This window comes from Streptomyces sp. NPDC054883, from assembly GCF_053610645.1.
Window position 1 is genome coordinate 1 of the sequence record NZ_JBSGYT010000082.1, and the last position, 18,257, is coordinate 18,257.

Annotated in this window: 19 protein-coding genes; 14 read left to right on the forward strand and 5 right to left on the reverse strand. The window is 72.2% G+C overall.

The window, feature by feature from the left end:
• Positions 1–64: 64 nt before the first annotated feature.
• Positions 65–1,075: a septation protein SepH gene (gene sepH, locus ACWGH1_RS34155; RefSeq protein ID WP_453409318.1), complete on the reverse strand. Its 1,011-nt coding sequence runs from the start codon at positions 1,073–1,075 to the stop codon at positions 65–67.
• Positions 1,076–1,606: 531 nt separating this feature from the next.
• On the opposite strand from sepH, the gene ACWGH1_RS34160 reads away from it, so the two are divergent.
• Positions 1,607–2,281 (forward strand): hypothetical protein, encoded by a 675-nt coding sequence (locus tag ACWGH1_RS34160; protein ID WP_453409319.1) that lies wholly within the window; start codon positions 1,607–1,609, stop codon positions 2,279–2,281.
• A gap of 7 nt (positions 2,282–2,288) precedes the next feature.
• Here the strand turns inward: ACWGH1_RS34160 and ACWGH1_RS34165 are convergent, their stop codons facing one another.
• Entirely contained in the window at positions 2,289–3,635 is a 1,347-nt protein-coding gene (locus ACWGH1_RS34165; protein WP_453354535.1) for a D-arabinono-1,4-lactone oxidase, read from the reverse strand.
• Positions 3,568–4,839, reverse strand: a complete 1,272-nt coding sequence (locus tag ACWGH1_RS34170; protein WP_453354534.1) for an MFS transporter — start codon at positions 4,837–4,839, stop codon at positions 3,568–3,570. Before ACWGH1_RS34170 ends, ACWGH1_RS34165 begins: the two co-directional genes overlap by 68 nt.
• A 168-nt stretch (positions 4,840–5,007) precedes the next feature.
• Here ACWGH1_RS34170 and ACWGH1_RS34175 point away from each other — a divergent pair, with 168 nt between their 5' ends.
• Complete coding sequence (locus tag ACWGH1_RS34175; RefSeq protein ID WP_453354533.1) at positions 5,008–6,147, forward strand: ferrochelatase; 1,140 nt, start codon at positions 5,008–5,010, stop codon at positions 6,145–6,147.
• A gap of 14 nt (positions 6,148–6,161) precedes the next feature.
• Positions 6,162–7,010 (forward strand): inositol monophosphatase family protein, encoded by an 849-nt coding sequence (locus ACWGH1_RS34180; protein WP_453354532.1) that lies wholly within the window; start codon positions 6,162–6,164, stop codon positions 7,008–7,010.
• Positions 7,011–7,135: 125 nt separating this feature from the next.
• On the opposite strand, the gene ACWGH1_RS34185 is transcribed toward ACWGH1_RS34180, so the two are convergent.
• Complete coding sequence (locus ACWGH1_RS34185; RefSeq protein WP_329198996.1) at positions 7,136–7,303, reverse strand: hypothetical protein; 168 nt, start codon at positions 7,301–7,303, stop codon at positions 7,136–7,138.
• A gap of 261 nt (positions 7,304–7,564) precedes the next feature.
• Between ACWGH1_RS34185 and ACWGH1_RS34190 the strand changes: the two genes are divergently transcribed.
• The 4 genes from ACWGH1_RS34190 to ACWGH1_RS34205 all read left to right on the forward strand — a co-directional run bounded on the left by ACWGH1_RS34190 (position 7,565) and on the right by ACWGH1_RS34205 (position 11,071).
• The gene (locus ACWGH1_RS34190) at positions 7,565–8,218 is read left to right on the forward strand and encodes a response regulator transcription factor (protein ID WP_030036265.1); all 654 of its coding nucleotides are present in this window, start codon (positions 7,565–7,567) and stop codon (positions 8,216–8,218) included.
• A 4-nt stretch (positions 8,219–8,222) separates the two neighbouring features.
• Complete coding sequence (locus tag ACWGH1_RS34195; protein ID WP_453354531.1) at positions 8,223–9,467, forward strand: sensor histidine kinase; 1,245 nt, start codon at positions 8,223–8,225, stop codon at positions 9,465–9,467.
• 383 nt (positions 9,468–9,850) lie between these two features.
• The gene (locus ACWGH1_RS34200) at positions 9,851–10,147 is read left to right on the forward strand and encodes a DUF4193 domain-containing protein (RefSeq protein WP_136212598.1); all 297 of its coding nucleotides are present in this window, start codon (positions 9,851–9,853) and stop codon (positions 10,145–10,147) included.
• 12 nt (positions 10,148–10,159) lie between these two features.
• Positions 10,160–11,071 carry a hypothetical protein gene (locus ACWGH1_RS34205; RefSeq protein WP_453409320.1) on the forward strand — a complete coding sequence of 304 codons (912 nt, stop codon included), beginning with the start codon at positions 10,160–10,162 and terminating at the stop codon, positions 11,069–11,071.
• Here the strand turns inward: ACWGH1_RS34205 and ACWGH1_RS34210 are convergent.
• Entirely contained in the window at positions 11,068–11,538 is a 471-nt protein-coding gene (locus ACWGH1_RS34210) for a DUF3093 domain-containing protein (RefSeq protein WP_453356980.1), read from the reverse strand. The two genes, ACWGH1_RS34205 and ACWGH1_RS34210, sit on opposite strands and share 4 nt — an antisense overlap.
• Positions 11,539–11,596: 58 nt before the next feature.
• Between ACWGH1_RS34210 and ACWGH1_RS34215 the strand changes: the two genes are divergently transcribed.
• From ACWGH1_RS34215 to ACWGH1_RS34245, 7 genes are all read left to right on the forward strand, one after another.
• Positions 11,597–12,181 carry a PaaI family thioesterase gene (locus ACWGH1_RS34215; RefSeq protein ID WP_453356981.1) on the forward strand — a complete coding sequence of 195 codons (585 nt, stop codon included), beginning with the start codon at positions 11,597–11,599 and terminating at the stop codon, positions 12,179–12,181.
• Positions 12,181–12,717, forward strand: a complete 537-nt coding sequence (dut, locus tag ACWGH1_RS34220) for a dUTP diphosphatase (RefSeq protein ID WP_453356982.1) — start codon at positions 12,181–12,183, stop codon at positions 12,715–12,717. The genes ACWGH1_RS34215 and dut overlap by 1 nt, the downstream gene beginning before the upstream one ends.
• A 1-nt stretch (position 12,718) precedes the next feature.
• Positions 12,719–13,504, forward strand: a complete 786-nt coding sequence (locus ACWGH1_RS34225) for a DUF3710 domain-containing protein (protein WP_453409321.1) — start codon at positions 12,719–12,721, stop codon at positions 13,502–13,504.
• Between the two features lie 161 nt (positions 13,505–13,665).
• Complete coding sequence (locus ACWGH1_RS34230) at positions 13,666–16,287, forward strand: DUF4118 domain-containing protein (RefSeq protein ID WP_453357162.1); 2,622 nt, start codon at positions 13,666–13,668, stop codon at positions 16,285–16,287.
• Positions 16,284–16,970 carry a response regulator gene (locus tag ACWGH1_RS34235; RefSeq protein ID WP_453409322.1) on the forward strand — a complete coding sequence of 229 codons (687 nt, stop codon included), beginning with the start codon at positions 16,284–16,286 and terminating at the stop codon, positions 16,968–16,970. Before ACWGH1_RS34230 ends, ACWGH1_RS34235 begins: the two co-directional genes overlap by 4 nt.
• 24 nt (positions 16,971–16,994) lie before the next feature.
• The gene (locus tag ACWGH1_RS34240; RefSeq protein ID WP_190186167.1) at positions 16,995–17,414 is read left to right on the forward strand and encodes an OB-fold nucleic acid binding domain-containing protein; all 420 of its coding nucleotides are present in this window, start codon (positions 16,995–16,997) and stop codon (positions 17,412–17,414) included.
• 3 nt (positions 17,415–17,417) lie between these two features.
• Positions 17,418–18,149, forward strand: coding sequence for a DUF3159 domain-containing protein (locus tag ACWGH1_RS34245; RefSeq protein ID WP_453357587.1), 732 nt, complete (start codon positions 17,418–17,420; stop codon positions 18,147–18,149).
• The last annotated feature ends 108 nt before the right edge of the window (positions 18,150–18,257 follow it).

Below are 18,257 nucleotides of genomic sequence, written 5' to 3' on the forward strand. Positions count from 1 at the left end.
CCGTCCGGGGGCCCCACGCCTCAAACGCCGGAGAGGCCTTGCCCCGGGTGCCGCCAGGGTCCGGTTACTCCTGTTTCTTGCGGCGGGTGCCGAAGACGATCTCGTCCCAGCTGGGGACCGCCGCGCGGCGGCCCGGGCGGACGCCGTCGGCCTCCGCCTGGCGGTCCGTGGTACCGGTGAGGCGGTCGCGGTGGCCCGCCACCGTACGGGGCATCAGGACGTCGGCGTACGCGGTGCCGGCGCCCGCCGAGGCGGCCGGGGGCTCCTCCGCCTCCGGCTCCTCCGCCGGGGCGTCGGGGCGTTCCGGGACCACCATGTCGCCCCGGAAGCTCGGCACCGCCTCCAGCAGGCTGGTCAGCGTGTCCCGTTCCTCCTCCGGCTCCGGCGCCGGCGCGGCGGGCCGCTCCATCTGCCGGTCGAGCGCGCGGTCCAGCGGCCGGTCCCGCGGCAGCCGCGCGATCCTGGGCACGAAGGGGAAACTCGGCTCCGGCGTCGCCGGCAGGTCGTCGGACTCGCCGATCAGGGAGCGGGCTTCGTCGTCCACGGCAACGACCAGCCGGCGCGGCGGGTCGTAAGTCCAGCTGGCGGAGTGCGGTTCGCCGGCGACCCGGTAGACGAGCAGGACCTCCCACGTCCCGTCGTCGCGGCGCCACGAGTCCCACTGCACGGACTCCTTGTCGGCCCCGCGCAGCGTCAGCCGCTCCTGTACCGCCTCGCCGAGCTGCGGCCCCGTGTTCTCGCCGGGGCGGCGCACCGGCGTCTTGCGGGCCCGCTCGGCCATGAACGCCCGCTCCGCGAGGACGGGTCCCTCGAAGCGGCGCACGCGGTCCACGGGGATGCCCGCGAGTTGAGCGACCTCCTCAGCGGAGGCGCCGGCCCGTATGCGGGCCTGGATGTCGCGGGGGCGGAGGTGGCTCTCCACCTCGATCTCGATCTGGTTCAGGCGCGCGCGGTCGTTGCGCACGGCAGCCCGCAGACGCTCGTCGATCGGAAGCGTGTACTCCGTGCTGTCGGCAGCTTTGAGCACCAGTCGTGTGCCGTCATTGGAGACGGCCACGACACGCAGTTCGGGCATGGGGACCTCCCGGGTGGTGCCTGCCGACGTCACGTGCGTCGCTGCTTCCGCTAGTCGAGTGTGGCCTGCCCGGGTGCAGCCTGCCACAACCTTGCCGAGTTAAACCGGCGTGTCGGGCATGCGCCCTTGATCGCCGTTATGGCACGGTTACCCGTTGGGCACGCACAGTGACCGAACGATTACTGTGCGCATCGGAAACCCGTGCAACACCGCGGCATCGCCGGTCTTGAGTGCCGTATCTCCATCGTCGGCCCCCTCTCCCGGGTCCGGACATCCGAAAGGAAGGACGGCCCCAGGGCTCGCCACAGTACTCCATTCGGGCCACCTGGGTGGACCGCCGCGCCGCCGAAGTTTCCCCGGGCGGCGGGAGTTGGCCTGCCCGGAAACGGGCCCGTCGGCTGGCCGACCTGCGGCACGGTCCGTTTTCGGGTGTCTTGCTTCACAGAACCCACAGAAGCGGAACTATCCGTTTCGTCCGGGTGTCTCTAACTGCCGGAAGAGGAGAAGCGCGAGAGGCAGGACACGCACGGCATGGCACAGGACGACACCGCACCGGAGAAGAAGAAGCTCGACCTGAGCATCGCTCAGGTCGCCGGCTCCTGCCTCGCCACCGTCGCGGCGGCGCTGCTCGCCTCGAAGCTGGGCGTGTACGGGACCATCCTGGGCGCCGGTGTCGTGAGCGTGGTGGCCACCGCCGGCGGCCCCGTCATCCAGCACGCGTTCCGCCGTACCGGCGACCGACTGCGGCGCGACGGCGCCGGCCTGAGCCCCCGGCGGTCCGGGCCCCCGGCGGAGGGGAAGTACGGCGAGGCCACCGTTCACGGCACCCGAGTACGGGGCTGGAAGCGCACGGCGGTGGCCTCGGGGGCCGCCTTCGCCATAGCCATCGGCGGGCTCGGCGCCTACGAGGCCGCGGCCGGCACCTCGATCAGCGACGGCGGCGGCACCCTGCTGTCCGGCGGCACGCGCACGGCCGCCGACCACCGGCAGCCGGACCCGCCGGGGGGCGGGGCCGGCAAGGGGGAGGGCGGCGCGGCCACCCCGGGCCCCGCGCACTCCCCGGGCGGACAGCACCCGTCCCCCGACCCGGCTCCCTCGGGCCCACCGGACGGAACGCCGACGCCCACCCCGAGCCCGCCGAAGCCGGACCCGGAACCCACGCCGACCCCGACACCGACCCCAACCCCGACACCCAGCTCCTCCTGAACCGCCGTCAGGCGCCCAGGACCCGCCGCAGGTAGTCGTTGCCGAACAGCCGGTCCGGGTCCAGCCGGTCCCGCAGGGCGGTGAACTCGCCGAAGCGCGGGTAGACCCCGGCGAGGTACTCGGCGTCCCGGGTGTGCACCTTGCCCCAGTGCGGCCGCCCCTGGTGTGCGGTGAAGATCCGCTCGGCCGCCGTGAAGTAGGCCTGGTAGGGAGTGCCCTTGTACATGTGCACCGCGATGTACGCCGACTCGCGGCCCGAGGCCGTCGACAGGGTGATGTCGTCCGCCGGAGCCGTCCGCACCTCCACGGGGAAGCTGATCCGCAGCGCGGACCGGTCGACCATCGCCTTGAGTTCCCGCAGGGCCCCGACGACGTGCTCGCGCGGAAGCGCGTACTCCATCTCCACGAAGCGCACCCGGCGCGGGCTGGTGAACACCTTGTACGGGATGTCGGTGTAGGTCCGCGCCGACAGGGCGCGGCTGGCGATGCGGGCGATGCCGGGAACGGCCGCCGGGACGGCCCGGCCCAGCGAGTTGACCGCCTGGAAGAGGCCGTTGGACAGCAGCTCGTCCTCGATCCACGCGCTGACCGCTCCGGGCGGGGCGGCCGGGCCCTGGCTGCGGTTGTTGCGCTTGGTGTTGCAGTTGCCGGTGTGCGGGAACCAGTAGAACTCGAAGTGCTCGTTCTCCGCGACGTGCTCGTCGAACTCGGCCGTCACCCGGTCGAAGCCCATCGGCTCCTCACGGGCGGTCAGGAAGAAGAGCGGTTCGACGGCGAAGGTCACCGAGGTGACGATGCCGAGCGCCCCGATGCCGAGCCGGGCGGCCGCGAAGACCTCGGGGTTCTCCTTCTCCGAGCACGTCAGTAGCCTGCCGTCCGCGGTGACCAGCTCCAGGGCGCGGATCTGCGCGGCGATGGAGGCCGAGTCGCGGCCGGTGCCGTGGGTGCCGGTGCTGGTGGCGCCCGCGACGGTCTGCTCCATGATGTCGCCCATGTTGGTGAGCGACAGGCCCTCCTGTGCCAGGGCCGCGTTCAGGTCCTTGAGCACCGTGCCCGCCGCCACCGTGACGGTGCCGGCGGTCCGGTCGACCGATGTGATGCCCCGTAGCGCCTGGGGGCGGATGAGCACCCCGTCGGTGGCGGCGGCCGCGGTGAAGGAGTGGCCGGTGCCGACCGCCTTCACCCGCAAGCCCTCCTCGGCGGCCCGGCGGACCGCCTCCTGGACTTCCCCGACCGAGGCCGGGGCCACCACGCGGGCGGGCGTCGCGCTGACGTTGCCCGCCCAGTTACGCCACGCGGTCGGCGTCTTCGCCGCCCCGGCCCGCCCGTTCTGCCCTGCTGTCGACGTCCCCATCGGTAGCCGGCTCCTCCCCTTGCGCCGGCCTCGTCAGCCGGCGGTAACCCGCGAACGCCACCGCCGCCGCGGCCACCCCCGCCGATATGGAGACGACGTACCCGCTCTTGGCGCCGGCCGCGTCGATGACCAGGCCGGCCACGGAGGAGCCGACCGCGACACCGACCGCGAGGCCGGTGCTGATCCAGGTCATGCCCTCGGTCAGCTTCGCGCGTGGTACGTGCGCCTCGATCAGGGCCATCGTGGTGATCATCGTGGGAGCGATGGCGAGGCCCGAGACGAAGAGCGCCACGGCCAGAAACGGCAAGTTCCCGGCCAGTAGGAGGGGGATCATACTCACGGCCATCGCACAGATGCCCAGTACCCATCGGCGTTCGGCCGATCCTTTGAGGTGCAGCAGGCCGAAGACGATCCCGGCGAGGCAGGAGCCGAGGGCCCATACGGCGAGGATCACGCTCGCGAGTGGTTTGTGGCCGCGCTCGTCGGCGAAGGCGAGCGTGGCCACGTCGATCGAGCCGAAGATCGCCCCGGTCGCGACGAACGTGCCCATCAGCACCTGGAGTCCGGGGGAGCGCAGAGCAGAGGTCCGGTCCCCGTGCTCGTGGTGCGGGTGCGGTTCCGGTTCGGTGGCGCGCTGCGCCGTCAGCCACCAGACGCCCACCAGCAGGCACAGGGCGGCTATCAGCGGCCCGGCCTCCGGGAACCAGGTCGTGGACAGGGAGATGGCGATGATGGGGCCGAAGATGAAGCAGACCTCGTCGAGCACGGATTCGAAGGAGTACGCCGTGTGCAGACTCGGGGTGTCCCGGTAGATGGCCGTCCACCGGGCGCGGACCATCGAGCCCACGCTCGGCACGCATCCCGCGAGGGCGGAGAAGACGAAGAGCGTCCAGTCCGGCCAGCCGTTCGCCGCGGCGACCAGCAGGCCGGCCACCGACGCGACGGCGAAGAGGGTCGCGGGGCGCAGCACCCGCCGCTGTCCGTAGCGGTCGACCAGCCTGGAGACCTGGGGGCCGACGGCCGCGGCGGACAGGGCGAGGGTCCCGGTGAGCGCGCTCGCCAGTCCGTAGCGGCCGGTGATCTCCGAGATCATGGTCAGGATGCCGACGCCCACCATCGAGAGCGGCATGCGGCCGATGAGCCCGGCGGCGCTGAACCCCTTGGTGCCTGGGGCGGCGAAGATCGCGCGGTAGGGACTGGGCACGGGCCCTCCGTAAGGGACGTCAATGGCCTCTACAGGTTACGACCGCCGACAAGGCACCCGCATGGCGAGAACGAACTGCAAGTAAGGGTGACCTTACCTTTGTGGCACGCGGTCCCGCCCGTCGGGTCCGGTTCCCGCCGCGGCCCGCCTGGTGGCAGGATTCGACGCATGTCTGACCAGCTCCGCGCCCCCGACGCCGGCCCCTACGACGCCCTGCTGCTGCTCTCCTTCGGCGGCCCCGAGGGCCCCGAAGACGTCGTGCCGTTCCTGGAGAACGTCACGCGCGGGCGCGGCATCCCGCGCGAGCGGCTCAAGGAAGTCGGGCAGCACTACTTCGGCTTCGGCGGCGTCAGCCCCATCAACGGCCAGAACCGGGAGCTGCTGGACGCTCTGCGCAAGGACTTCGCCGAGCACGGGCTGGACCTGCCGGTGTACTGGGGCAACCGGAACTGGGCGCCCTACCTCACCGACGTGCTCCGGGAGATGGCCGCCGACGGCCGCCGCCGCATCGCGGTGCTCGCCACCAGCGCGTACGCCTCGTACTCGGGCTGCCGGCAGTACCGGGAGAACCTCGCCGACGCGCTCGCCACCCTCGCCGGGGAGGGCGTGGCCGAGCTGCCGAGGGTGGACAAGCTGCGGCACTACTTCAACCACCCGGGCTTCGTGGGGCCGATGGTGGACGGCGTACTCGCCTCCCTGGCCGCCCTGCCGCAGGACGTGCGCGCCGGCGCCCACCTGGCCTTCACCACCCACTCCATCCCGACCGCGGCCGCCGACACCTCCGGCCCCGTCGAAGAACACGGCGACGGAGGCGCGTACGTCCGCCAGCACCTGGACGTCGCCCGGCTGATCGCGGAGGCGGTGCGCGCCGAGACGGGCGCGGAACTGCCCTGGGAGCTGGTCTACCAGTCGCGCAGCGGCGCCCCGCACATCCCCTGGCTGGAACCCGACATCTGCGACCACCTGGAGGCCCTGCACGAAGCGGGCGCCCCGGCGGTGGTGATGGTGCCGATCGGCTTCGTCTCGGACCACATGGAGGTCCTGTACGACCTCGACACCGAGGCCACAGCCAAGGCCGCCGAACTGGGCCTGCCCGTCGCCCGCTCGGCGACGGTGGGCGCCGACCCGCGTTTCGCGGCGGCGGTACGGGACCTCGTGCTGGAGCGGGCCGCCGCCGAACGCGGTGAAGCGGTGGAGCGGTGCGCGCTGGGGCTGCTCGGCCCCAGCCACGACCTCTGCGCGGTGGGCTGCTGTCCCGCGCGAGCACCCCGGCCGGCGGCCGCGGGCGTCGACAGTCCGTACGCGTAGGGAGTGGGACGAGCATGGTTTCCGACGAACAGGCCCCGGCCGAAGGGGTCTCCGGCGGACAGGTTTCCGCCGAGCTGAAGGCGGAGCTGCTGGCCGTGGGGCTGGACGCCGCCCGGCGGGCCGGGGAGCTGCTGCGGGACGGGCGGCCGGCGGACCTGGCGGTGGCGGCGACCAAGTCCAGCCCGATCGACGTGGTGACCGAGATGGACATCGCGGCGGAGAAGCTGATCACGGGCATCCTCGCCGAGCGCCGTCCGCTGGACGGACTGCTGGGCGAGGAGGGGGCGCAGAGCACCGGGACGAGCGGCGTGCGGTGGGTCGTGGACCCGCTGGACGGCACCGTGAACTACCTCTACGGCTTGCCCAGCTGGAGCGTCTCGATCGCCGCCGAGTACCGCGGCGAGACGGTGGTCGGCGTGGTGGCGGCGCCGATGCGCGGCGAGACGTACCACGCCGTCCTCGGCGAAGGGGCCTGGGAGGGGGACGTCCGGCTGCGCTGCCGGGCACCCGCTCCGCTGGACCAGGCGCTGGTGGCGACCGGGTTCGCCTACCTCCAGGACCGCAAGGAGCACCAGGCCGAGGTGGTGCGGCGAATCCTGCCGAGGGTGCGCGACATCCGCCGCGCCGGGTCGGCGGCCCTGGACCTCTGCGACGTCGCCGCCGGGCGGCTGGACGGCTACTACGAGCGGGGGCTGAACCCCTGGGACCTCGCCGCGGGCGCGCTCATCGCCCGGGAGGCCGGCGCCGTGACCGGCGGCCGGCCGGGCGAGCCGGCCTCGGGGGAGCTGGCGCTCGCCGCCACCCCGGCGGTGTTCGCCTCGCTCCAGCCGCTGCTGGAGGAGGCCGGGGCCTGGCACGACTGACCCCGGGCCGCCGCACACGAGCGGACCCCGGCCGCCCTGAGGGCGACCGGGGTCCGAGAAGCACCGGGTGCATGAGGTATCGGTGGGGGTTTCGGTCGGGCAGCTGTTCTGCGGGCGGATCTCGGCTAGGCGGCGGTGACGGGCACGCCGTGTTCGGCCGCGAGGCGCTGGAGGTCCTCCAGCTCCGCCTGTTCCACATCCGCGAGGTAGTCGTCGCCCGTCGCACGGGCCTTGCTGAGGTCCGACTGCGTGGCCCTGATGCGCTGCAGGAGACCCGCGGTGAATGCGTCCATGGTGGGTGCGCCCCCTCTTCGTGGGTCGCGGCGGTGCTGCCCGTGGCAGTCCGCCGTCAGGAGTGGATGGGGTGTTCCATCGTCCTCCCCGGCACCCTGGGCGCAGAAACCTCGTGAGCCCATCGAATCCTCAGCTCCGTTCCCGCGGCACCGGCCACGGCCGCCGCGGCACGGCGCCTTACAGCCGGTTTACCGCCGAAACGGGCAGGATGGGCGGCGCAATACACGTGTGCCCTTCTGGGCTCGAAGGAAGGAAACGACGTGCGCGTACTCGTCGTCGAGGACGAGCAGCTGCTCGCCGATGCGGTGGCCACCGGCCTGCGCCGGGAGGCCATGGCCGTGGACGTCGTGTACGACGGCGCCGCGGCCCTGGAGCGCGTCGGAGTGAACGACTACGACGTGGTCGTACTCGACCGGGACCTCCCGCTCGTGCACGGTGACGACGTCTGCCGGAAGATCGTGGAGCTCGGCATGCCCACGCGCGTGCTGATGCTGACCGCCTCCGGGGACGTCAGCGACCGGGTCGAGGGGCTGGAGCTCGGGGCGGACGACTACCTGCCCAAGCCGTTCGCCTTCACCGAGCTGACCGCCCGCGTGCGCGCCCTGGGACGGCGTACGACGGTCGCCCTGCCGCCCGTGCTGGAGCGAGCCGGGATCAAGCTGGACCCGAACCGGCGCGAGGTCTTCCGGGAGGGCCGGGAGGTGCAGCTGGCGCCGAAGGAGTTCGCGGTGCTGGAGGTCCTCATGCGCAGTGAGGGGACCGTCGTCTCCGCCGAGCAGCTGCTGGAGAAGGCCTGGGACGAGAACACCGACCCGTTCACGAACGTGGTGCGGGTGACGGTCATGACCTTGCGCCGCAAGCTCGGTGAGCCGCCCGTCATCGTGACCGTGCCGGGTTCCGGATACCGGATCTGAGGCCATGGCAGCGACTCCGGCGCCACCGACGGCACCTCCGAAACCGACCTGGGACCCCGGCCAGCCCGAGGGTCCCTTCCCGTGGCTGCGGCCGACCATCCGCATACGCCTCACCCTGCTCTACGGCGGCATGTTCCTCATCGCGGGCATCCTGCTGCTGTCGATCATCTACCTCCTGGCGGCGCAGGCCCTGCGGGAGGGCAACGCGCTGCCCTTCAAGATCGTCGGCGGCACGAAGATCGAGGTCACCAGTACGACCTGCTCCGGCGTGGGCGCCGACATGTCGTTCGACCAGTTCTACTCCGCGATCAGCCAGTGCATCTTCGACCAGCGCCGGCACGCCCTGGACGACCTGCTGAGCCGGTCGCTGATGGCCCTGCTGGGACTGAGCATCATCGCCTTCGCCTTCGGCTACGCGATGGCCGGCCGGGTGCTCTCGCCGCTGGGCAAGATCACACGTACCGCCCGCCGGGTGGTCGGTTCGGACCTGACCCGGCGGATCGAGCTGGACGGCCCGGACGACGAGCTCAAGGAGCTGGCCGACACCTTCGACGAGATGCTCGACCGGCTGGAGCGGGCCTTCACCGCCCAGCAGCGGTTCGTCGCGAACGCCTCCCACGAGCTGCGCACACCGCTGGCGATCAACCGGACACTGCTGGAGGTGCACCTCTCCGACCCCGGGGCCCCGGTGGAGCTCCAGCAGCTCGGGAAGACGCTCCTGGCCACCAACGAGCGCAGCGAGCAGCTGGTCGAGGGCCTGCTGCTGCTGGCCCGCAGCGAGAACCAGATCGTCGAGCACAAGCCCGTGGACCTGGCGGAGGTCGCCTCGCGCGCCATCGACCAGGCCCGCTCGGAGGCCGCGGCGAAGGGCGTGGAGATCCGCGGCGAGCGGTCGCCGGCGGTGGTCCAGGGCAACGGCGTGCTGCTGGAGCGGATCGCCCTCAACCTGGTGCAGAACGCCGTTCGCTACAACGTGCCGGAAGAAGGCTGGGTCGAGGTCACGACCGAGGTCCAGCACGGCCAGGCGGTGCTCCTCGTATCGAACACGGGTCCCGTGGTTCCCGCGTACGAGGTGGACAACCTCTTCGAGCCGTTCAGGCGGCTGCGTACGGAGCGAACGGGCAGCGACAAGGGTGTGGGGCTCGGACTGTCGATCGCGCGCTCGGTGGCGCGCGCACACGGCGGCCGCATCCAGGCCACCCCGCGCGAGGGCGGTGGCCTCGTGATGCGTGTCACGCTGCCGCTGTGACCAGGAGCCGCGCCCGTTCGCTCCTGGCTGAATTCGCAGGGCGTCACTTGGAAAATCGCTGTGTGATCGATCACACGAGCGAGTGTCCGGCCGTGCGCGTTCCGTGACCCCAGGGAGGCCGGAAAGCCCGGGAAGTCCGGGTTTCCGGCCCCCCGAATGGCGGGAAATACACGGGGTGGCGTTTGTGCAAGGCGACCTCCGGACCGTGTACGGTCCCGGTCGTCATCCCAGCCACAAGCTCCCTCGGGAGCCCGGCTGGGTGTCGATTGAGTAACAGACCTTGATGTGAGGCAAAATCTCCGCCTCAGGTCGGGCACAAGTCCGGCCTCTCGCGCGTTACGTGCGCTGAGACACCGCTAAATCCCAGAGGGGGAGAGCGAACCATGGCAACGGACTACGACACTCCGCGCAAGACCGACGACGACGTAGACAACGACAGCATCGAAGAGCTGAAGGCTCGACGCAACGAGAAGTCCCACTCGAACGTGGACGTGGACGACTTCGACGCGGCGGAGGGCATGGAGCTTCCCGGTGCGGACCTCTCCAACGAGGAGCTGGCCGTACGGGTGCTGCCCAAGCAGGCCGACGAGTTCACCTGCATGAGCTGCTTCCTGGTGCACCACCGCAGCCAGCTGGCTCGGGAGAAGAACGGCCAGCCGATCTGTCGCGACTGCGACTGAGAGGCCTCGGCCGTGAGAGGGTCGTCGCCCTTCCGGAAGCGCCGCTTCCGGAAGTCTGGTGATCCGGCGGAGACGTGGGTGGAGACGGGCCCGGAGACGGGCCCCGCAGCCGCCGACGGCCCCGCCGCGTCCTGCGACACCGCCCCCGCGGTGCCGTCGGCCACAGCGGCCGGCGACGGATCCGGCAAGCCCCGGACCCGTGGGATGCAAGCCGTCAAGAACGGTGTGCGCAGGGGCGGCGCGGGCTCGAAGGCCGTCGCCCTGTACATCGCCGAGCGCATCATCGAGAACGCACCGCGCGTTCCGGTTCGGGACCTCGCGACCCTGCGCGCGCAGTTCCCGGGCCTCGACCCCGACCAGCTCGCCGACAAGCTGATCGCCGGCGCCGCCCACGCCACGTCGGTCGTAGGAGCCGGTGTCGGCGCGGCGGCGATGCTGCCCGTACCGCCCGCCATGCCGGCGGAGCTGGCCGCCGAGATCACCGGGGTCGCCGCGATCGAGCTGAAGCTGATCGCCGAACTGCACGAGGTCTACGGGCAGCGGCCCCCCGGCAACCTCAAGGACCGCAGCGTCGCCTACGTCACCTCCTGGACCCAGGAGCGCGGGGTGAACCTGGTCAAGCCGACCACGCTGGACGTGGCGCTGGGCGGTCAGCTCAAGCGCGAGCTCCGCCAGCAGATCACCAAGCGGATGTTCCGCAACCTCCCGAACCTGATGCCCTTCATGGTCGGCGCGGCCGTCGGCGCCGTCATGAACCGGCGCGACACCCGGAAAGTCGCCCACAAGGTACAGAGGGACCTGCGGGCCCGGGCCGTGCCCTGGGAGGCCCTGCACCGGATGCCGCCCCTGGAGCGGGCCTCAGGGCCCCTTCCCGAGGCCATGCGGGCCGCCATCGAGGGGCCGGATCCCGAAGAGCACCGCTAGCCGGCCTGTGGCCGCGTCCGCGCCGAGCGGATCGCCGCCGCCAGCGCCTCGGGCTCGCGGGTGGAGACGTAGACGTACGGGGTCGGGTCCGCCGGGTCGGTGACCTCGACGCGGACCGCCGTCGGCACGTAGCTGCGCAGCAGCATGAACGCGCGGGTGTCGGCCTTGTACGTACGCCAGGCCACGGCCTCCTCGGCCCCCAGGACCTCCGGCTCACCCAGGGCCGTCACCGGGATCCGGGCCTCGCCCGCCGCCAGCGCGCCGTTCACCACGCGCACGCGCGCGGAGCCGTACGAACTCACCAGCATCCCGGCCAGCGCCGTGCCGCCGACCAGCCCGGCCAGCAGCGGCAGCGTGCCCAGCGGGAGCATCACCAGGGCGCACGCCAGGCCGGTCAGTACGGCGACGGCCCACCAGGAGCGGGGGGCGGTCAGGCGTTCGTCGTGGTGCGCGGGGGAGAGCTGCATGCCCTCAAGCCTGCCACGAGGCGACCGGCGGGTAGCCGCGCGGGTAAGGTCAGCGGCTGTGAGTGGACGAAACACAGCGTTGACGCCCCCGGCCGACGCCGCGGCGCCGGTCCGGCACCCCGACGCACCGGCCCCCGGCGAACTCCTCGGCGCGCACTACGAGCACTGCTTCGGCTGTGGCGGGGGCCAGCCGCACGGGCTCCACCTGGCGGCCCGGGCCGGCGAGGGCGTGCGGGTCACCGCCGAGTTCACCGTCAAGCCCGCCCACCAGGGCGCGCCCGGTCTCGCGCACGGCGGTGTACTGGCCACCGCGCTCGACGAGACGCTCGGCTCCCTGAACTGGCTGCTGCGCGTCATAGCGGTGACCGGGCGGCTGGAGACCGACTTCGTCCGGCCGGTTCCGCTGGGCACCGTGCTGCACCTGGAGGCAGAGGTCACCGCCGTCGCCGGGCGGAAGATCTACTCCACCGCGGTCGGCCGAATAGGCGGCCCGCAAGGGCCCGTCGCCGTGCGCGCCGACGCCCTCTTCATCGAGGTGAAGGTCGACCACTTCATCGACAACGGACGGCCCGAGGAGATCCGGGCGGCAATGGCCGACCCGGACCAGGTCAGGCGCTCGCGCGCCTTCGAGGTGAACCCCTGATGTCTGAGTACAACCACGCGCCCGTCGACGTGCTGATCCGCCGCGTCGACCCCGAGGTGCCGCTGCCCTCCTACGGCCACCCCGGGGACGCGGGCTGCGACCTGGTGACCACCGAGGCCGCCGTGCTGGCGCCCGGCGAGCGGACCGTACTGCCCACCGGCGTCTCCATCGCCCTGCCCGACGGGTACGCCGCCTTCGTGCACCCCCGCTCCGGTCTGGCCGCGCGCTGCGGGCTCGCGCTCGTGAATGCCCCGGGGACGGTGGATGCCGGGTACCGTGGGGAAATCAAGGTGATCGTGGTCAATCTCGACCCGCGCGAGAGCGTCAGGTTCGAGCGTTTCGACCGCATTGCCCAGCTGGTTGTCCAGCGGGTCGAGAAGGTGCGCTTCCACGAGGTGGCGGAACTTCCCGGCTCGGCCCGGGCCGAGGGGGGTTTCGGCTCCACCGGCGGTCATGCGGCCGTGGCCGGATCCGGAGCTGGTCAGCAGGGTGGGAATGGCTACGCTTCGGTCGTAACCGACCGGGAAGGACAGTGACGTGTTCGGACGTCGCAAGAAGAACGACTCCGTCAAGGACGGCGGCGCGGCCGAGCAGGTCGTCGAGAACGGGCACGGCGACGAGCAGAACGACGCCGACCAGCTCGACGACGCCACGCCCCGCCGAGTGAACCTGCCGCCGGCGCCCCGGCCCGACGGCCCCTGGGACGTCTCCGAAGTGCCCGGCAAGCCGGAAGACGGCCGGGTCGACCTGGGCGGCATCCTCGTACCCGGTGTCGAGGGCATGGAACTGCGCGTCGAGGTCGCGGGTGACGCGATCGTCGCCGCAACCGTGGTCCTCGGCGACAGCGCAGTGCAGCTGCAGGCCTTCGCGGCGCCCAAGAAGGAAGGCATCTGGGGCGAGGTCCGCGACGAGATCGCCACCGGCATCACCCAGCAGGGCGGCATCATCGACGAGGTCGAGGGCCCCCTGGGCTGGGAGCTGCGCGCACAGGTGCCCGTACCGCTGCCCGACGGGCAGACCGGCGCCCAGCTGGTGCGGTTCGTCGGCGTCGACGGCCCGCGCTGGTTCCTGCGCGGCGTCATCTCCGGCCAGGCCGCGGTGCGCCCCGAAGCGGGCGGTGTGCTGGAGCAGATCTTCCGGGACACCGTCGTCGTGCGCGGCGAAGGCCCGATGGCGCCGCGCGACCCGATCGTCCTCAAGCTCCCGAACGACGCCCAGATGGTGCCGGACGGCGTGCAGGCGACCGGCGAGGCGGAGGGCTCCCGCTTCGGCGGCGACATGGGCCAGCTGGAGCGCGGCCCGGAGATCACCGAAGTGCGCTGACCCCCCGACGTGTTCTGGGCCGGTGGGCCGTACCCCCCGTGGGTACGGCCCACCTGCCGTTCCGGGCCGCGGAGCGGCGGCCGCGTCAGGGATCCGTAAGGGATCGGCGGCGCCCCGCACATCGGTCGGTGAAGTGCGGGGACGTCCCTGAGAATGGGCGCATGGGACGCGGCAAGCTACGGATATACCTCGGCGCGGCGCCCGGTGTGGGCAAGACGTACGCCATGCTCTCGGAGGGCCACCGCCGGATCGAGCGGGGCGGGGACTGCGTCGTCGGCTTCGTCGAGCACCACGGCCGGCCGCGGACCGAGGTGATGCTCCACGGCCTGGAACGGGTGCCGCGGCGCGAGCTCACCTACCGGGACGCCGTCTTCACCGAGATGGACGTGGACGCGCTCCTGGCCCGGCGGCCCACGGTGGCGCTGGTGGACGAACTGGCGCACACGAACGTCCCCGGCTCGCGCAACGCCAAGCGCTGGCAGGACGTCGAGGAGCTGCTCCGGGCCGGCATCGACGTCGTGTCGACCGTGAACATCCAGCACCTGGAGTCCCTCGGGGACGTGGTCGAGTCCATCACCGGGGTGCGGCAGCGGGAGACCGTGCCGGACGAGGTGGTGCGGCGGGCCGAGCAGATCGAGCTGGTCGACATGTCGCCGCAGGCGCTGCGCCGCCGCATGGCCCACGGGAACATATACAAGCCCGACAAGGTCGACGCGGCCCTGTCCAACTACTTCCGCCCCGGCAACCTCACGGCGCTGCGGGAGCTGGCCCTGCTGTGGGTGGCCGACCGGGCCGACGAGTACCTGCGGCAGTACCGGGGCGAGCACGGCATCCGCTCCACCTGGCAGGCCCGCGAGCGGATCGTCGTAGGGCTCACCGGCGGCCCCGAGGGGCGGACCCTGATCCGGCGCGCCGCCCGGCTCGCCGAGAAGGGCGCAGGCGGCGAGGTGCTGGCCGTGTACATCGCCCGCAGCGACGGGCTGACCTCGGCCTCGCCCAAGGAGCTGGCGGTCCAGCGGACGCTGGCGGAGGACCTCGGCGGAACGTTTCACCATGTCATCGGGGACAACGTCCCCGAGGCCCTGCTGGAGTTCGCCCGCGGGGTCAACGCCACCCAGATCGTGCTCGGCTCCAGCCGCCGCAAGGCCTGGCAGTACGTGTTCGGACCGGGCGTGGGTGCCAGTGTGGCCCGCGACTCCGGGCCGGACCTGGACGTGCACATCGTCACCCACGACGAGGTCGCCAAGGGGCGCGGGCTGCCCGTGGTCCGCTCGGCCGCCCGGCTCGGCAGGGCCCGGACCGTCGCGGGCTGGGTGGTCGGAGTGGGGTTCCCCGCCCTGCTCGCGGTGCTGCTCACGCACGTGAACGGCGACCCCGGCCTGGCCAACGAGATGCTGCTGTTCCTGGCGCTGACGGTGGCCGCGGCCCTGCTCGGCGGGCTCGTGCCCGCCCTGGCCTCGGCGGCTTTCGGCTCGCTGCTGCTGAACTACTACTTCGCGCCGCCGCTGCACCGCTTCACGATCTCCGACCCCAAGAACATCGTCGCCATCGCGGTCTTCTTCGGGGTGGCGGTGGCCGTCGCCTCCGTGGTGGACGCGGCCGCCCGGCGCACCCAGCAGGCCGCCCGGCTGCGCGCCGAGTCCGAGATCCTGTCCTTCCTCGCGGGCAGCGTGCTGCGCGGGGAGACCACCCTGGACGCGCTGCTGGAGCGGGTGCGGGAGACCTTCGCCATGGAGTCCGTGGCGCTGCTGGAGCGCGCGGGCGACGTGGAACCCTGGAAGCCGGCCGCCAGCGTCGGGCCGAGCCCGGTGGCCCGGCCCGAGGACGCCGACGTGGACATGCCGATCGGCGACCACATGGCGCTGGCCCTGTCCGGGCGGGTGCTGCCCGCCGCGGACCGCCGGGTGCTGGGCGCCTTCGCCGCCCAGGCGGCAGTCGTACTGGACCGGCAGCGGCTGGTCGGGCAGGCCGAGGAGGCCCGCCGGATGGCCGAGGGCAACCGGATCAGGACCGCGCTGCTCGCCGCCGTCAGCCACGACCTGCGCACCCCGCTGGCCGCCATCAAGGCGTCGGTGTCCTCGCTGCGCTCCGAGGACGTGGAGTGGTCGCCGGAGGACCGGGCCGAGCTGCTGGCGGGGATCGAGGACGGCGCCGACCGGCTGGACCACCTCGTGGGGAACCTGCTGGACATGTCCCGGCTGCAGACCGGCACCGTGACCCCGCTGATCCGGGAGATCGACCTCGACGAGGTGGTGCCGATGGCGCTGGGCGGCGTACCCGAGGACAGCGTGGTGCTGGACGTCCCGGAGACGCTGCCGATGGTGGCGGTGGACCCGGGGCTGCTGGAGCGGTCCGTGGCCAATGTGGTGGAGAACGCCGTCAAGTACAGCCCCTCGGGGCAGCCGGTGCTGGTCGCGGCGAGCTTCCTCGGCGACCGGGTCGAGGTACGGGTGGTGGACCGCGGGCCGGGCGTGCCGGACGGGGCCAAGGACCGGATCTTCGCCCCGTTCCAGCGCCACGGGGACGCGCCGCGCGGGGCCGGGGTGGGCCTCGGGCTCGCGGTGGCCCGCGGCTTCGCGGAAGCCATGGGCGGCAGTCTGACGGCCGAGGACACGCCTGGAGGCGGGCTCACGATGGTGCTCACCCTGCGGGCGGCCGCGCCGCGAACCGCATCCGGCGCCGACCCGGGCCACATTGATCGTGTTGAGCAGCCCGGCCATATTGATCAATCTGTTGATCCGTTCGATGTCCCCTCCGTACGACAGAAAGCAGGCCCTCGATGACCCGAGTGCTCGTGGTGGACGACGAGCCGCAGATCGTCCGGGCCCTCGTGATCAATTTGAAGGCGCGAAAGTACGAGGTCGACGCCGCCGCCGACGGCGCGGGGGCCCTGCAGCTCGCGGCCGCCCGCCATCCCGACGTCGTCGTCCTCGACCTGGGCCTGCCCGACATGGACGGCGTCGAGGTGATCAGGGGACTGCGCGGCTGGACCCGGGTGCCGATCCTGGTGCTCTCCGCCCGGCACAGCTCCGACGAGAAGGTCGAGGCCCTGGACGCGGGCGCCGACGACTACGTCACCAAGCCGTTCGGCATGGACGAACTGCTGGCCCGGCTGCGCGCCGCCGTCCGCCGGGCCGAACCGCCCGCCGGCGCCGGGGAGGACGAGGTGGTCGTCGAGACCGACGGTTTCACGGTCGACCTCGCCGCCAAGAAGGCCGTGCGCGAGGGACGCGACGTACGCCTGACCCCCACCGAGTGGCACCTGCTGGAGGTCCTGGTCCGCAACGGCGGGAAACTGGTCAGCCAGAAGCAGCTCCTCCAGGAGGTCTGGGGGCCCTCCTACGGGACCGAGACCAACTACCTGCGGGTCTACATGGCGCAGCTGCGGCGCAAGCTGGAGGCGGACCCCTCGCACCCGCGGCACTTCATCACCGAACCGGGCATGGGATACCGCTTCGAGAGGTAGCGGACGCGCCGGTACGCTTCCTGTATGAGTGCTGAACCGCGTCCCGAGAAGCCCGCGAAACCGGCCAGGCCGGCGGGCCGGTTCCGCCGGATGATAGAGCGTCTTTCCACCTCCCAGGAGGAGCTGCATTCGGCGGAGCTGCAGGAGGACGCAGAAGCCGCGGGATGCACGCGGATCTGCGACTCCTACGACCGCGAGATAGTCAAGGTGACCGGTACTCTGCGGACCGTCACCCTGCGTCCGCGGGCCGGCGTCCCCGCCCTGGAGGCGGAGCTGTTCGACGGCTCCGCCGCGCTGGACGTGGTGTGGCTCGGGCGTCGCTCGATCGTGGGAATCGAGCCCGGACGGCGCATGATCGCCTCCGGGCGGATTGCGATGAGCCATGGGCGCCGGGTCCTCTTCAATCCGAAGTACGAACTCCGACCGCTCGGACAGGAGCAGTAACCGGTGACGTCACTCGACAAACCGAACACCCCCGCCCCGGACCCCGCCGACGACCAGAAGGCCGCGACGCAGGCCGCGCTCTTCGACGCCTTCGGCGGCATCCGGGGAACCGTGGAGACGATGCTCCCCGGCCTGCTCTTCGTGATGATCTACACGATCAACAAGAACGTGGTGATGTCCGCCATCGCGGCGGCCGTCGTCGCGGTGGCGCTGGTGATCGTGCGGCTGCTGCGCAAGGACACCGTGAAGCACGCTTTCAGCGGCGTGTTCGGGGTCGGCGTGGGCGTGGCGTTCGCCCTCTTCACCGGCACCGCGAAGGGCTTCTACCTGCCCGGCATGATCTACGGGGCGGGGCTGGGGGTGGCCTTCACGCTGTCGGCGCTGGTCGGCTTCCCGCTGCTCGGCGTCATCCTCGGGCCGGTCTTCAAGGAGAACCTGTCCTGGCGCACCCGCAACCCCGGGCGCAAGAAGGCCTACACCAAGGCCAGCCTGGCATGGGGGATCATCTTCCTCGCCAAGTACGCGATCCTCTTCCCGCTGTACTGGTGGGGGGACGCGACCCAGCTCGGCTGGGTGCTGATCACGCTGAAGCTGCCGCCCATGGTGCTCGCCGTGTACTTCACCTGGGTGTTCCTGGCGAAGGCGCCGCCGCCGATCGACGTCATCGCCGAGTACGAGGCCGAGGAGGCCGCCGAGAAGGCGGCGAAGGCCGCGGCGCGGGAGCGGCGGGCCTGACGACGGCGCGGGCCACCGGCCGGACGACGGCGCGGGCGCGGACCTGACACCACCGGAAGCTCCGGGCCCGGCACTGCCGGAGGGGCCGCCGGCCACGATGTGGCCGGC